Source organism: Halomonas sp. (assembly GCF_029263665.1).
Classification (GTDB): domain Bacteria; phylum Pseudomonadota; class Gammaproteobacteria; order Pseudomonadales; family Halomonadaceae; genus Halomonas.
Window position 1 is genome coordinate 1 of record NZ_JAJUFQ010000039.1, and the last position, 14,282, is coordinate 14,282.

12 protein-coding genes are annotated in these 14,282 nt (G+C 53.9%); 9 read left to right on the plus strand and 3 right to left on the minus strand.

Annotated features, from left to right (window positions below; all coding sequences use genetic code 11):
• The coding region (locus tag Q1K07_RS20765) for an Ig-like domain-containing protein (RefSeq protein ID WP_300315709.1) at positions 1-1,659 on the minus strand (1,659 nt) is incomplete at its 3' end.
• A gap of 500 nt (positions 1,660-2,159) precedes the next feature.
• Between Q1K07_RS20765 and Q1K07_RS20770 the strand changes: the two genes are divergently transcribed.
• From Q1K07_RS20770 to Q1K07_RS20780, 3 genes are all read left to right on the plus strand, one after another.
• On the plus strand, positions 2,160-2,426 hold the full coding sequence (locus Q1K07_RS20770) for a transposase (RefSeq protein WP_300315712.1): 267 nt from the start codon (positions 2,160-2,162) through the stop codon (positions 2,424-2,426).
• Between the two features lie 20 nt (positions 2,427-2,446).
• The gene (locus tag Q1K07_RS20775; protein WP_300315715.1) at positions 2,447-3,196 is read left to right on the plus strand and encodes an IS3 family transposase; all 750 of its coding nucleotides are present in this window, start codon (positions 2,447-2,449) and stop codon (positions 3,194-3,196) included.
• A 408-nt stretch (positions 3,197-3,604) separates the two neighbouring features.
• Positions 3,605-4,123: an invasion associated locus B family protein gene (locus tag Q1K07_RS20780; protein ID WP_300315718.1), complete on the plus strand. Its 519-nt coding sequence runs from the start codon at positions 3,605-3,607 to the stop codon at positions 4,121-4,123.
• A 161-nt stretch (positions 4,124-4,284) separates the two neighbouring features.
• On the opposite strand, the gene Q1K07_RS20785 is transcribed toward Q1K07_RS20780, so the two are convergent.
• Positions 4,285-5,280 (minus strand): LacI family DNA-binding transcriptional regulator, encoded by a 996-nt coding sequence (locus Q1K07_RS20785; RefSeq protein ID WP_300315720.1) that lies wholly within the window; start codon positions 5,278-5,280, stop codon positions 4,285-4,287.
• A gap of 258 nt (positions 5,281-5,538) precedes the next feature.
• On the opposite strand from Q1K07_RS20785, the gene Q1K07_RS20790 reads away from it, so the two are divergent.
• The 3 genes from Q1K07_RS20790 to Q1K07_RS20800 are packed head-to-tail and all read left to right on the plus strand — an operon-like array spanning position 5,539 to position 9,077.
• Positions 5,539-6,729: a Gfo/Idh/MocA family oxidoreductase gene (locus Q1K07_RS20790; RefSeq protein ID WP_300315723.1), complete on the plus strand. Its 1,191-nt coding sequence runs from the start codon at positions 5,539-5,541 to the stop codon at positions 6,727-6,729.
• Positions 6,726-7,811, plus strand: coding sequence for a sugar phosphate isomerase/epimerase (locus tag Q1K07_RS20795; RefSeq protein ID WP_300315726.1), 1,086 nt, complete (start codon positions 6,726-6,728; stop codon positions 7,809-7,811). Before Q1K07_RS20790 ends, Q1K07_RS20795 begins: the two co-directional genes overlap by 4 nt.
• A gap of 42 nt (positions 7,812-7,853) precedes the next feature.
• A complete protein-coding gene (locus Q1K07_RS20800; RefSeq protein WP_300315729.1) occupies positions 7,854-9,077 on the plus strand; it encodes a nucleoside permease in 1,224 nt (407 codons plus the stop codon).
• A gap of 98 nt (positions 9,078-9,175) precedes the next feature.
• On the opposite strand, the gene Q1K07_RS20805 is transcribed toward Q1K07_RS20800, so the two are convergent.
• Positions 9,176-10,912, minus strand: a complete 1,737-nt coding sequence (locus tag Q1K07_RS20805) for a L,D-transpeptidase family protein (protein ID WP_300315732.1) — start codon at positions 10,910-10,912, stop codon at positions 9,176-9,178.
• Positions 10,913-11,014: 102 nt separating this feature from the next.
• Here Q1K07_RS20805 and Q1K07_RS20810 point away from each other — a divergent pair, with 102 nt between their 5' ends.
• The 3 genes from Q1K07_RS20810 to Q1K07_RS20820 all read left to right on the plus strand — a co-directional run bounded on the left by Q1K07_RS20810 (position 11,015) and on the right by Q1K07_RS20820 (position 14,138).
• Positions 11,015-11,797 carry a murein L,D-transpeptidase catalytic domain family protein gene (locus tag Q1K07_RS20810; RefSeq protein WP_300315735.1) on the plus strand — a complete coding sequence of 261 codons (783 nt, stop codon included), beginning with the start codon at positions 11,015-11,017 and terminating at the stop codon, positions 11,795-11,797.
• Positions 11,798-12,155: 358 nt separating this feature from the next.
• Positions 12,156-13,511 carry an MFS transporter gene (locus Q1K07_RS20815; protein WP_300315737.1) on the plus strand — a complete coding sequence of 452 codons (1,356 nt, stop codon included), beginning with the start codon at positions 12,156-12,158 and terminating at the stop codon, positions 13,509-13,511.
• Positions 13,512-13,658: 147 nt separating this feature from the next.
• Entirely contained in the window at positions 13,659-14,138 is a 480-nt protein-coding gene (locus Q1K07_RS20820) for a peroxiredoxin (RefSeq protein WP_300315739.1), read from the plus strand.
• The last annotated feature ends 144 nt before the right edge of the window (positions 14,139-14,282 follow it).

The following is a 14,282-nucleotide window of genomic DNA, read 5'->3' on the forward strand; positions in this document are numbered from 1 at the left end:
CGCTTCGTCGGCATTGATCTTGTCATCTTCAGCGATCGGATTGACCACCACCGGCACCATTTCGGTGGCCACGGTGAACTGGTGGCTGACTTCCGCGGTGTTACCCACTTCGTTGACAGCAGTGGCGTCGGCGATCACTTCACCATCGACCAGGGCACTGACGTCAGCGGCCGGCACGTCGAGTGTCCAGCTGCCATCCGCAGCCACCGTGGTGGTGTAGTCCTTGCCTTCCAGGGTGACCTGCACTTCCGTGCCTTCGGTCAGGCCGGTAGAAGCCCCCTTGATGGTCAGGTCCTGCTGATGTTCGGTGGCGTTGACCACGTCATCGCCGGCCACCGGCGTCTCGATGGTCAGGGTCGGAACGTTGTCGCCTGCCGCGGCCACCGTGAAGGTGCGCTCATCACTGCCGGAATAACCGTCGTAATACGTAGCAGAAGCAGTTACGACATACTCACCATCCGCTAATTGTGCTACGTAGGCAGGCGGGATAGTAACCGCCCAGGTGCCATCTTCCGCAACGACGGTGGTGTAAGTCTTGCCATTGACTTCCACCAAGACTTCGTCGCCAGGAGTCACTCCGTGGGTGGTACCAGTGATCTCCAGTGGTTTCAGGTGCTCAGATGCATTAACAACATCATCGCCTGCGATCGTGTTGATGGTGATACCGTCGTCGACATCAGCATCTCCGTCGGCATCAGCATCAGCGTCCGCATCAGCGTCCGCATCAGCATCAGCGTCCGCATCCGCATCCGCATCCGCATCCGCATCCGCATCAGCATCAGCATCCGCATCCGCATCAGCATCCGCATCCGCATCCGCATCCGCATCAGCGTCAGCGTCAGCGTCCGCATCAGCATCAGCATCAGCATCAGCGTCAGCGTCCGCATCATCCAGATCAGGAGCTATGACAGTGCCTGGCTCAGATTCGTTGCCTGAGTCGTCAGTCAGCGTTACGTCCAGGTCTTCACCATCAATCTGAGGCTCGATCAGCTCGACTTCGAAGTCGCCGTTCTCATCAACTGTGCCTTCACCTATCACCTTGCCGTCGGGATCAGTGACGGTCACTGAGGTGCCTGGCTCACCTTTTCCGGTGATAGTCGTGCCATCATCACTCACCACAAGGTCAGTAGGCGCATCAGGGGGAGTCACATCTTTATCGTCATCTTCTCTCCTCAGAGAGCTGTGATGCCCTCCTCCCCCATTAGAAGCTAACGCAGCTGCCAACAAGGCTGCGGCAAAGCCGGCGCCAATCAGAGGCACTAGAGCAACGCCATCTGAGTCCGAATACAGCAGGGGCTCAATCGTCGCCAATTGCTCGACAGTTGCCGACAGAGCAACCGCCTCGCCATTAGCTGGAACCGCAGCGTCATCGAAGATGACATGAGCTGCGCCCTGCTGATCTTCCTGGCCAAAAACCAGCTCGCTGTGATTGCCTTCGGAATCTTTTTCAAAGAAATCGGTACAACGGATGACACGCCCATCTTTCATATAGATGAGAAGATCATCGCCTATGCGTTCATAGCGCGCCACATCATTGACAGAACCTTTAACCAGCACGACACTCGGATCATTTATGTGCAATGCCACGTTCTCGCTCTGCGAGCGAGTTGCTTTGCGGTCATGACTGGCGCGATCAATCAATACAATCATTGTTTCCATGGGATGTCTCATTACCTTAAGTTAAATATCAACCAAATCTTAAGATTTATTATTTTTATCCAAACGACTTTTCAATTATGAATAACAGCTCCGTGCCCTTTACCATTTCCATGCCTTTATTCCCTTTGCATTTCTTTGCCGCAATTAAAATTTAGACTCGCTCGCAAGCATGCTCGCATATGGCAGGAATGATAAAATTAGGAAATTTCCTATAGACAGCGTATTTATGTCCTATAAGGAGGGTAATAATTCAATACATCCTAAAGTCCCAAACAGGCAAAACAAAATAAGAAAACATTTGTTTAATAAAGAAAATAAAATAAAAAAATGACTTGCATCATAGCTTTCCCCTCCACCACAAAAACAAAAAAACCATAAAAATCAAATAGATAAATATGTTAGTGAAATTTTCACACTCCCTTATCATGATCCCGGGTTTATTGAAGGCTTTGATCTCTTGGAATTTTTATGAAGAATATAACTAGTAAGGAGAATTTTATATGCGTGTATCTAGGTTTACTGAGAATCAGATTATTTCCATTATCACTGCAGTAAATTCAGGGAGAACTGTAAAAGATGTCTGCCAAGAAAACGGTATATCTGAGGCGACCTATTACAATTGGAAGAGAAAATATGGAAGGGCAGAACCTACAGATATAAAAAAGATCAAGGACATGGAGGTAGAGATTTCTCGGCTAAGACGTGCACATGAGAAGCTCACCCATGAGAACCTAGCGCTTAAAGAGATCATTGAAAAAAAGCTCTAACGCCAGCAGAGAAACGCAAGATGGTGAACATACTTGTATCCGAGTACGGCCTGAGCGAACGCCGAAGCTGTGCTGCTATTGACTTGAGTCGATCCGTGTATCGGTATCAGTCAGACGCAGCACGTGATGATGCCATCATCGATGCTCTGCTGGCGGCAGTTGCACGCTACCCTGATTATGGCTTCCGAAGACTTTTCGAGCTATTACGTCACGATGGTCACCCGTGGAACCACAAGAGAGTTTACCGAGTTTATTGCCAGCTGGAGTTAAACCTAAGAAAAAGAAAAAAACACCTAAACTCATTCTTTAAAAAAACACAAATTTCACCATTGACTGACCACGAGAAAGTCAATCAGAGCTGGTCCGCATATTTCATGAGTAGTGTCTTGACAGATGGGCTGAGATTCAGAACATTTAATGTGATAGATGACTGCAGTCTCGAAGTCATGGGTATAGAAGTTCAGCTAAGCCTTAATCCTTTACCACAACAATTCATCAAAGCACTGGAACGCTTGGCCAGTAAACGAGGATATCCTAAGTATTTACACCTGAATAACAGTCCAGAATTCGTTGTCGAGACTTTGAATGATTGGGCAAAAGCACATGATGTCGCACTGGAGTTACATCACTTGAGCTATCCCATGCAAAGTTACTCTATCGAGGAATGCACCCAAACCTACTGTGATGAAGTTCTGAATGCTTATGAATTCCATAAAATTTCGGAAGTGATAGAGGTAACGAATCGATGGTTGCAGAAATACAACCAGTAATATCTACAGAAATGATCGGAAAACTGACTCTGAGCTTCGGGTAATGAATATACGGATGACGTTCCAAGTACACATCAGCGCATTGGCCTGATGGACCTCTTGCTGACAAGAGCTTCTTTGCCACCATGAAATGGTGCCATCAGGGCATTTTCCTGTCGTCCACCATTTTCATTCAGAGCGCTACCTGAGCAAGCATCCAGCGACCTAACTGCCTGTACCACTCTTGGACTAGCACTATCATACATCTTCAGCCGTATTTCTCAGGAATAGAGAGAACCTATCATTTGCCTTATCGCGCCAACCTCTCGAGCCACTCGACAGCCTCTCGCCAAAGGGGGGCGTTCCGTGTTGAACTATGGGCCTATATCAGTGTCTCCCCAATTGGATAGGATCAGGAGAAGTCATTCCATGTTTTCACGCTTCGCGTTCCCTCTACGCAAGGTTAGTCTAGTCGCCATGATGGCTCTGGCCCCTACGGCCTTTGCTCAGGACAGCAACGGCCCTGCAGTCAACACCGAAACCTTCCAGAGTTGGGAAGTCAACTGTCCTGTCAACAAATCCGAAGGCTCCTGTTCCATGACGCAGCTGGTCAATGGCTCGGACGGCGAGCCAGTGATGCGAGTGGTAGTAGGCAATCCTCCGCAGATTGATACTCCGGTCATGACCTTCCTGCTGCCGTTGGGAGTGAGCTTGGCTCCGGGGCTGCAAATGAAGGTAGGAACAGGCCAACCAATGGGCATGCCCTATCAAGTGTGTGTTCCACAAGGTTGTCGTGCTGACCTGCCTCTACGCTCGGAAGTTCTGAACCAGCTCAAGGCGGGCAGTAGTGCGACTGTCAGTATGATCGATCCTCGCGGCCAGCGAGTCGACATGAATGTATCCTTGATGGGATTCAGTGCCGCAAAGGATCGTGTCGACCGCAACTAGTCACCCTGTGCTGCAGATCTCGCGTCTTTGAATCTGCCTCTCGAATCAATATTCCTGCACAACTCACTTATATCGTCATGCTGGCAAACCACTTCGCCTGCATGACGATAGCTCCTCCCATATCATGCAGCGGCCTTCTGTCCGCTGCATGATATGAAGATTCAACGTTGTACCCGACCGGTACTGTCTCTTACTACCAGTTTAAACGGCATGACACGCCGAGTTTCTCTCTGTATATCACCACCGTCCATCAGCCCGAGCAATAGTGCGACAGCCTCATGCCCAAAGTCTTCCGCTGGTTGAGAAATCGTCGTCAACGGTGGATCGCAGTAACGTGCAAAGGCAATATCATCGAATCCAGCCACGGAAATGTCATCGGGCACCCGCAGCCCTTGTTCCTTGAGACATTGAATGGCGCCAATGGCCATCTCATCATTTTCACAGAAAATAGCCGTAGGACGCTCTCGAGTCTCTATCAGGACAGAGGCAGCTCGGTATCCAGATTCCAGGGTAAAATCTCCGGGGCATAGCAAGGACTCATCCAGTTCGATATTGGCCGCCGCCAGAGCATCGCGAAACCCTTGCATCCGGTCTCGAGTCAACGGGCTTTGGCGTGGCCCTTTGATCATCCCGATTCGGCGATGCCCAAGCTCCAGAAGATGTTCAGTCATCACCCGAGCTGCCGCTCGGTTATCCAGATACACCCGAGGACAAGGTGCATCATCCATCACTTCACAGGCATTGACCATGATGGGTGAGTCTGCTGCTTCATCAAAAGGGTTGAAAGCGCGCAGCTGAATGACACCATCCGCCTGACGATTGGCCACCATTTCTGCGTAACCACGTTCAGCCTGCTCATCACCCAGAGTATTGCACAGCAGCACAGCATAGCCATGCTGACTGGCGGCTTCCTGAATGCCGCTGATGACCCGAGCGAAAAAGGTATTGGCAATAGTTGGCACCAGGACCACCAGATTACGTGTCTTCTGGGATCGAAACTGTACCGCCATGAGATTCGGCCGATACCCAGCCAGTTCCACGGCAGTTAACACCTTCTCACGGGTACCGGGAGACACGATGTCAGGGGATTTCAGGGTACGCGAGACAGTTGCTACCGAAACCCCTGCCATCTCAGCTACCTTGCGAATATTGGTCATAGATTGCCTAGTCCCGTACTCCACTCTCAAGGCCCCGGGCCACCCCGAGGCTCTTTCATTGTTCTATCATCAAGGATACGTCATTCCTTCCCTCATCCTAAGGGGCAAGAATCTCAAGTCATGTACAAGAAGAGCAGTATCTGACGAACGGGCCACTTCCGCTCATGACCTAAGTCGCATTGCCTGGGCCACCTACCCGCACTACTTTAATGCACAATGTAACCGGTTACATATCTTGTATACCCTCACGGAGACCCCATGAGCAATCCTCCATTTCGACGTATTCGCTATGGCATGATTGGCGGCGGAGAAGGCGCCTTCATAGGACAGGTGCATCGCATGGCAGCAGCACTGGATGGCGAGCTGGAGCTTGTATGCGGTGCGTTCAGTCGTGACATGGACAACAATGCCCGGACCGGTGTTCGTTGTGGCCTCACCGCTGGGCGAACATATGCCTCCTGGGAAGAAATGCTGGCAACGGAAAGTACCTTGCCGGAAAGCCAGCGAGTGGAACTGGTCGCCATCGTTACCCCCAATCACCTCCACGTGCCTATCACTCTTGCAGCGTTGCAGGCCGGTTTCCATGTGTTCTGTGAAAAGCCTGTGGCACGCACGCTAGAAGAAGCCCTGCCGCTACAGCAAGCCATGGCAGAAAATCAGTGTCTGTTTGGACTGGCCCACACCTATCTGGGGTATCCACTGGTGTGGCAAGCACGCGAGATGGTGCGGCAAGGAAAGCTGGGAAAGCTACGCAAGATTCATGTGGAGTATCCCCAGGGTTGGCTGGGCACCAAGCTGGAAGACACCGGCAACCGTCAGGCAGCCTGGCGCACTGATCCCGAACTTTCCGGTGCCAGTGGAGCGATGGGCGATATCGGCACCCATGCCTTTGGCCTCGCAGAATTCGTGTCAGGCCATCACATCAAACAGCTATGCGCAACACTGTCCATTCATGCAGAAGGCCGCGCGCTGGACGATGATGGTGACATTCTGTTCCGTACAGAAGAAGGAGCCAGCGGCACCCTGATTGTCAGCCAGGTTTCTACAGGAGAAGACAACGGACTCAAGATTCGTGTCTATGGCGAGGATGGCGCTCTGGAGTGGGTTCAGCGCAACCCTAACCGTCTTTACTTCACTCCGCAGGGAGACGTCCCGCAGATATTGCGTGCCGGTGTCGACCAGCCTGGACTTTGTGAAGCCGCTATCGATCGCTTGCGTATCCCTGGCGGGCACCCGGAAGGTTATCTGGAAGCCATGGCCAACCTCTATGCCGATATGGCTCAAGCCATCCGCCAGGGACAGCACGGTTCTGCTCCCGGAGTACCGAATCTGGGAGATGGCCTGCGAGGTATGGCCTTCGTGCAGACCGTGCTGGACAGTCATTCCAGCGATGCCAAGTGGACACCTTTCGTGGATATTTCTCAGCTCGGATCAGGAAGTACCCAATGACAACGCAATCTCAGGCTCAGACATACACAGGCATTCAGGGCCCAGCGATCTTTCTCGCCCAGTTTCTCGGTACTCATGCCCCTTTCAACAGCCTTGAAAGCATCACCCAGTGGGCTGCAGAACTGGGTTACCAGGGAGTGCAAGTGCCCACCCTGGATCCTCGCCTGATCGACCTTGAACTCGCGGCTGATAGCCAGGAATACTGCGATGAACTGCAGGGACGCTGTGCCCAGGCAGGTGTTCAGATCAGTGAACTTTCCACTCACCTGCAAGGACAGCTGGTTGCCGTGCACCCGGCCTTCGATGACATGTTCGACGATTTTGCCCCTGCATCATTACGTGGCAAGCCAGTTGAGCGCCAGGCCTGGGCCGTGAAGCAACTCCAGCTCGCTGCCCGCGCCAGCCGTCGCCTCGGACTCAAGGCTCATGCCACCTTCTCTGGTGCCTTGCTGTGGCCCTATGTCTACCCTTGGCCTCAGCGTCCCGCGGGCCTGATCGAGGAAGGGTTCAAGGAGCTCGCCAATCGCTGGCGTCCCATTCTCGATATCTTTGATCAGGAAGGCGTCGATCTATGCTTTGAGATCCACCCGGGCGAGGACCTCCATGATGGTGCCAGCTTTGAGCGTTTCCTGGATGCCGTTGATCACCATCCCCGAGCCAACATCCTGTTCGACCCCAGCCACTTCGTCCTGCAGCAGCTCGACTATCTGGGCTTTATCGATCGCTACCACGAACGCATCCGCATGTTCCATGTCAAGGATGCCGAATTCCTGCCCTCCGCCTCCAGTGGTGTCTATGGTGGCTACCAGGATTGGCGCGAACGCCCTGGACGATTTCGCTCTCTGGGTGACGGGCAAGTCGACTTCAGTGCGATTTTCTCGAAGCTTACCCAATATGAATACGATGGCTGGGCAGTGCTCGAATGGGAATGCTGTCTGAAAGATGCCGCTCAAGGTGCCGCAGAGGGAGCCCCCTTTATTGCTCGCCACATGATCCAGCCTGCAACAACAAGCTTTGACGACTTTGCCGCGGTTACCACAAGCCCCGAACGCAATCGTCGTATCCTTGGCCTGAACCGCTGAACTCAACACAAATATAACCACGATAACTGCGGAGACTATCCCATGATTCGCGTCCGTCTCAGCATCATGATGTTTCTTGAATTCTTTATCTGGGGCGGCTGGTTCGTCACCCTGGGCACTTTCCTGGCGAACAACCTTTCCGCCAGCGGTGGCCAGATCGGCATGGCCTTCGCTACCCAATCCTGGGGGGCTATCATCGCCCCCTTCATCATCGGGTTGATCGCTGATCGCTATTTCCGTGCTGAACGCATTCTGGCGGTGTTACACCTGGTCGGTGCAGCGCTGATGTACGCGTTGTCTCAGGCTGAATCCTTTACCGCTTTCTATCCGTTGGTCCTGGCCTACATGATTCTCTACATGCCCACTCTGGCCCTGGTCAACTCGGTGTCCTTCCGCCAGATGACCGACCCTTCACGAGAGTTCGCTCGTATTCGGGTATGGGGCACCATTGGCTGGATCGTCGCGGGCCTTACCATTAGCTATCTCCTGGCCTGGGACAGCGCCACCGCCATCGCTGCAGGCACGCTGCGCAACACTTTCCTGATGTGTGCCATAGCTTCCCTGATTCTCGGTCTATATAGCTTCTCCCTGCCGGCCACCCCTCCCAAGGCAGGAGACGGCCAAGGAGGTATCCGGGAATGGCTTGGCCTGGATGCTCTAACCCTGCTCAAGGACCGCAATTACGCCATTTTCTTTGTCGCCTCGATTCTGATCTGTATCCCATTGGCCTTCTATTATCAGAATGCCAACCCTTTCCTGGCCGAGATTGGTGTCGCCAACCCCACCGGAAAAATGACGCTGGGGCAGATCTCTGAAGTGCTGTTCATGCTGCTGCTACCTTTGTTCATCCACCGTTTCGGTATCAAGATCACACTGCTGGTGGGCATGCTGGCCTGGGCAGTACGCTACGCGTTGTTTGCCTTTGGTGATGCCGGTTCGGGCGTTGGCCTGCTGCTGCTTGGCATCGCCCTGCACGGGGTCTGTTACGACTTTTTCTTCGTCTCTGGACAGATCTACACCGATGCCCGGGCTGGAGAACGTTTCAAGAGTTCCGCTCAAGGCATGATCACCCTGGCGACCTATGGCGTCGGCATGCTGATCGGCTTCTGGGTTGCGGGAATGATCACCGATTACTACACCACGGCAGAAGGACATGACTGGAACAGCATCTGGCAATTCCCCGCCATCTTTGCTTTGGTTGTACTGGCCCTGTTTGCCTTGAGTTTCCGAGGACAATCGCAACGCTCCAGCGCGCAGGACGCCTGATCACAGCTTCCAACCAGACACAGGCTGTCAGCGCAGACCCAACGCCGTCGTGGCTTCCGCTTCACGACGGCGTTGTCCCCTCTCCGGCACATGCCAGATCAGAGTGTGACGGGGGCGTCCAGAGCAGCCAGTACAGCGCCATCGCGTTGATAGATATCCGGACGAAAACTCACGTCGCCATGCTTCCCGGGTTGCGCGGTCCAGTAATTCAGAATCAGGGGAATATCCTTCGCCAGTGACATATTCCGGGTCCGGTCATTGTCGAGAAGTTGCTGAATCTCCCCTTGTGTTCCTGAATCCTCGAGCAGCATCTGGACCAGTTGCTCGACGCCTTCCACACGAATGCAGCCGGAACTCAGCGCACGCTGGGGACGCTCGAACAATTCCTTGTTGGGCGTGTCGTGGAGATACACGGAATAGTCATTGGGAAAACGAATCACAAGACGCCCCAAGGGATTACGCGGTCCGGCGGCTTGGCGCAGAATAATGCCATCAGGGTATGACCAGTTCACCCACCATGGGTTGAGCACTCTGCCGGAAGGCGTCAGCGCCACCATGTCCCGACTGGCCAGATAACCAGGGTTGCGGCGTACCTGAGGCAGAATGTCTTCTCTGAAGATGGTCGGAGGCACTGTCCAGGTAGGATGCAATGTCAGATGGGTAATTTCCGAGCGCAGTGCTGGCGTCTTGCGATAAGGCTGGCCGACCACAATGCGCGAACGCCATACCTCACCATTGGGGCGGAAATAGCTGATCCGGTAACCGGCGATATCCACCAATACGAAGGACTCCGGCAAACCATGCAACAACCAGCGAGCTCGCTCCATGTTGACGCGAATCTGGTCGATCCTCTGCCCTACCGTCATGTTCAGTTCCCGGCGAGTTGCCGGACCGACGATGCCATCATCCTCCAACAGATGCTGTCTCTGGAAACGGCGTACCGCGTCTACCAAGGCACCGTCATAGACATTGGCCTGGCGCTGGGCCGACAGAGCAACGTCAGAATAATAGCCCTCATCAGCCACCAGTAATTCCAGTTCTCCGAATATCGCCAGGCGCTCACGCAACAGCATGACATCAGCGCTTCTGTCCCCTGGGCGCAATGAGCGGCTGCGCTCTGGAAATTGCGGCCAACCGCCAGCACGTTGTATGTTGCGGTAGCGTTCCAGAGCACTACGTAACTGACGATAAGGTTCGAAATTCGGCCGTGCCATATCCATTACGGCAGCAACATCACCAGCATCCAGAGCCTGCGATACGGCAGCCATGTCAAAGGACGGTGGTGCTATCTCCGCCTTCCACCCCCCTTCTATACGTCGTGGATCGACCTTGCCTCGCTGCAGATGACTCATGGCCATGAAGAGTGTATGGCTAGCCCTGATCTCGAAATCAATCCTGGCCTCACTGTCAGCACTCCTGGAGAGAGCCTCGCGGCCTGATTCGGCCAACTGCTCAGGCTTGTAATCATCGGGATTGAGCCCGTCACGATCCAGGTTGTCGAGGGCTTCCACCAGCGCCTCCACTCGCGACATCTCGGTCCACACCGGGCGCATGTCATGCTGGGCATAGAACTGCTGAACGATCTCGGGGGTGTCCTCCAGCCCTGCTTCCAAGGGACTTGCTGGCTTCTCTTCAGGGGATTTGCCAGCCTCCGAATCCGTCTTTTTCGCGTCCTTCCTTGCATCATCACTGCTGTCCTCGGCAACCACGTCAGCAGTGCTGGCATTCACCGATACGCCGACGCTCATGCGAGGAAGCAGGGCCAGGAAGAGTCCCAGCAACAAGATGAATATGACTCGGCATAATCCCATGTGTCGTAAAATTGAGTTCAACATGGCGATATCTCCCTGAAATTTGACGTCAAAACTGGAGATCTCGAGCCGTACTGTCATAATTGGAGGCAATGTTTTCCGACATCTCCGACAGGATGCCCGCCGATGTCAAGCCGTCCCTGTACACCGCTGAAGGCTTCAAGCTTGTTTATTCTTGGTTTTCTTTCAGTATCGTCGCTTCCAGCGATTCCTGCTTCCTCTGCCTTGGCAGCCGGGAGCAAGGCAACCTCTCAAACTGCCAGGCACTCGCCCGCAACGCCTCTCAGCCCATCCGCGGCAGATGCCAATCATCTGACACGGACCTTGACCCAACTGGCACCTACGGCCAATCCGGAAGTGCTGAAGTTGGCTGCACAGGCCTTGAGCTGTGCCGATCCCAATGCTCAGCGCCTGGCCATCATCGATTTTTCATTGCCTTCCACCGAGCCTCGCCTGTGGGTCTTCGATCTGGCTCAGTCTCGCCTGATCTTCCACGAGCTGGTCTCTCATGGTCGGGGATCAGGAGACACTGTCGCTTCGAATTTCTCCAATACCCCCGATAGTTACCAGTCAAGCCTCGGGCTGTTCCGCACCATGAACAGCTATGAGGGCAGCAACGGCTATTCCCTGCGCCTCGAAGGCCTGGAACCTGGGGTCAACGACAATGCCTTTGAACGTGCCATCGTCATTCATGGCGCAGATTACGTCAGTGAGGACTTCATCGAGCAGACGGGACGCATCGGTCGCAGCCATGGCTGCCCAGCCGTGCGCTCCGAGATTGCCATACCGCTGATAGACAGCATCAAGGACAGCCAGTACCTCTTTACCTACTACCCAGATCCGGCATGGCTGGCGAGTTCCAAGTTCCTGCATTGCACCAGCAACCAGGAATTGGCCATGAAGCGCTGAAGCATTATCTCCGCAATGGACTCCCTATCCGAGAAGCTTTCCTGAGAAGGTTTTCTGAGAAAGTTTTCCTGACGAAGCACCAACTCGGCGCCATACCACCTGAAGATGCACTTCGATGCATCGCACCATTGATCCCATTGTCAGCACATATCACGCTACATGACTGAAAAGCCATATATTTGCCATGTTCTGGCACTCATTCTGCTTATCGCTACTCAAGCATTTTATTACCAAGTGAGTGTTCAGGCGTGGACCAGGCCCTCCAGCAGACCGGGTACGAGTGCGTCGGTACAGACCTTCAACGGCGAAGGACAACAAGACTACGCAATTCGTCCGTCAGCTGATGAGGGCTTACCTTATGAACATCCGGCACAAGGCCAACAGGATCCGCCTGTTCAACTTTTCTACCCCACAGATGCGAGCCTTTCACTTCTCCTGGTTCGCCTTTCACATCTGCTTCTTCGGCTGGTTCGGCATTGCGCCGCTCATGGCCGTGGTGCGAGATGACCTGGGCCTGACCAAGACTCAGGTTGGCAACACGATCATCGCCTCCGTAGCCATCACCGTGCTAGTGCGTTTGATCATCGGTGTATTGTGCGATCGTATCGGTCCTCGCTTGGCCTATAGCTGGCTACTCGTGCTCGGTTCGCTTCCCGTGATGAGCATCGGATTTGCCAACAATTTCGAAACCTTCCTGCTCGCTCGCCTGGCCATTGGCGCTATCGGTGCGTCTTTCGTCATCACTCAGTACCACACATCCATCATGTTCGCGCCCAATGTGGTCGGCACTGCCAACGCGACCTCTGCCGGCTGGGGCAATCTGGGCGGCGGTACCACCCAGATTCTGATGCCATTGATCTTCTCCGGGCTCCTGATGCTTGGTGTCAGCGAAACGTTGGGCTGGCGACTGGCCATGGTGGTACCAGGTATTGTCATGTTCTTCACTGGTATCGGTTACTACCTGTTCACTCAAGATGCTCCCGATGGCAACTTCAAGGAGCTGCGGGCCACAGAACAGCTCGAGGCCAGTAACGAAGATGGCCGCAATACTCCCCGCAACACCTTCGCCATCGCCTGCCGCGATATCCGTGTCTGGGCGCTGTTCGTGGTCTATGCAGCATGCTTTGGCGTCGAATTGACCATCAATAACATCGCCGCCATCTACTACTTCGACTATTTCGACTTGAGTCTTGCCACCGCAGGACTGATCGCAGGGCTGTTTGGCCTGATGAACATCTTTGCCCGTACCATGGGCGGTGTATTCTCCGACCTTTTTGCGCGTAACAATGGCCTCAAGGGGCGCGTACGCTGGCTGTTCATTGCCTTGCTCTGCGAAGGTGTCGCACTGATGTTCTTCTCGCAGATGCATGTTCTGGCCCTGGCCATTGGCATCATGCTGGTGTTCAGCTTGTTTGTGCAGATGGCTGAAGGTGCCACCTTCGGGGTGGTTCCTTTCATCAACAAGCGAGCGCTGGGTGCTGTTGCGGGTATTGTCGGTGCTGGCGGTAACGCTGGAGCAGTCGCTGCTGGTTTCCTGTTTCGTTCAGAATCCCTGACGTATCAACAAGGACTGTTCTATCTCGGTATTGCCGTGGTGATAGCGTCATTGTGTGCTCTGGTCGTTCGCTTCTCTCCCGCCGTCGAGGCCGAGGAAGCCGAAGCCTATCGTGAAGCAGCAATGGGCCAGGATGGCGCTTCGCTCAGCTTGCGCTGATCCCCTTTTCCCTTCTCCTGACCCTCAGGCCCGGCTTCATTCATGCCGGGCTTATCATTTACCATCAAATCCTCATTGCACTGCTCATGCCCAACGGCCATCCTTGAAGCGGCATTTTATTTCCCGGATACCCTCAAGGAGACCACCATGACGATTTCCACTGGCGACCGCCTTCCTGATGTCACCCTGTACACCAACGGCGCCAAGGGCCCGGAGGCTCTCGCAAGCAGTGAGTTCTTCGCAGGCCGCAAGGTGGCACTATTTGCCGTACCCGGCGCATTCACTCCAGGCTGCTCCAACACTCACATGCCCGGTTTCGTGGTCCTGGCTGACAGACTGCTGGAAAAGGTTGATGCCATCGCCTGCCTGGCGGTGAACGATGCCTTCGTCATGGGTGCCTGGCAGAAGGACCAGAATGCCGGCAGCATGACCATGCTGGCAGATGGTAACGGCGACTTCACTAACGCCATCGGCCTGGGGCAGGATCTCAGCGGTGCCGGCTTGGGCCTTCGCAGCCAGCGTTACGCCATGATCGTCAATGACGGTGTCGTGGAATATCTGGGTGTAGATAGTGCAAAAGGCGTCATTGAGGCATCCAGCGCAGAAACCGTGCTTTCCAAGCTATAACGCACTTTCTAAGCTATAACGCGCTTTACAAGCGATGAGAGCCTACTCAAACCCATTGTCCCCAGCACTAGGTCCATACTATCCACTCATGACGCTAAGTACTTGACACAAAGTACTTGACACAAAGTACTTAGCACAAAGTAC

Excerpts from the sequence above, each read along its gene's own strand:
- Q1K07_RS20780 (WP_300315718.1), top strand. The coding sequence starts at position 3,605 with ATGTTTTCACGCTTCGCGTTCCCTCTACGCAAGGTTAGTCTAGTCGCC.
- Q1K07_RS20805 (WP_300315732.1), bottom strand. The coding sequence starts at position 10,912 with ATGTTGAACTCAATTTTACGACACATGGGATTATGCCGAGTCATATTC.
- Q1K07_RS20795 (WP_300315726.1), top strand. The coding sequence starts at position 6,726 with ATGACAACGCAATCTCAGGCTCAGACATACACAGGCATTCAGGGCCCA.
- Q1K07_RS20785 (WP_300315720.1), bottom strand. The coding sequence starts at position 5,280 with ATGACCAATATTCGCAAGGTAGCTGAGATGGCAGGGGTTTCGGTAGCA.
- Q1K07_RS20770 (WP_300315712.1), top strand. The coding sequence starts at position 2,160 with ATGCGTGTATCTAGGTTTACTGAGAATCAGATTATTTCCATTATCACT.
- Q1K07_RS20820 (WP_300315739.1), top strand. The coding sequence starts at position 13,659 with ATGACGATTTCCACTGGCGACCGCCTTCCTGATGTCACCCTGTACACC.
- Q1K07_RS20810 (WP_300315735.1), top strand. The coding sequence starts at position 11,015 with ATGTCAAGCCGTCCCTGTACACCGCTGAAGGCTTCAAGCTTGTTTATT.
- Q1K07_RS20815 (WP_300315737.1), top strand. The coding sequence starts at position 12,156 with ATGAACATCCGGCACAAGGCCAACAGGATCCGCCTGTTCAACTTTTCT.
- Q1K07_RS20800 (WP_300315729.1), top strand. The coding sequence starts at position 7,854 with ATGATTCGCGTCCGTCTCAGCATCATGATGTTTCTTGAATTCTTTATC.
- Q1K07_RS20775 (WP_300315715.1), top strand. The coding sequence starts at position 2,447 with ATGGTGAACATACTTGTATCCGAGTACGGCCTGAGCGAACGCCGAAGC.
- Q1K07_RS20790 (WP_300315723.1), top strand. The coding sequence starts at position 5,539 with ATGAGCAATCCTCCATTTCGACGTATTCGCTATGGCATGATTGGCGGC.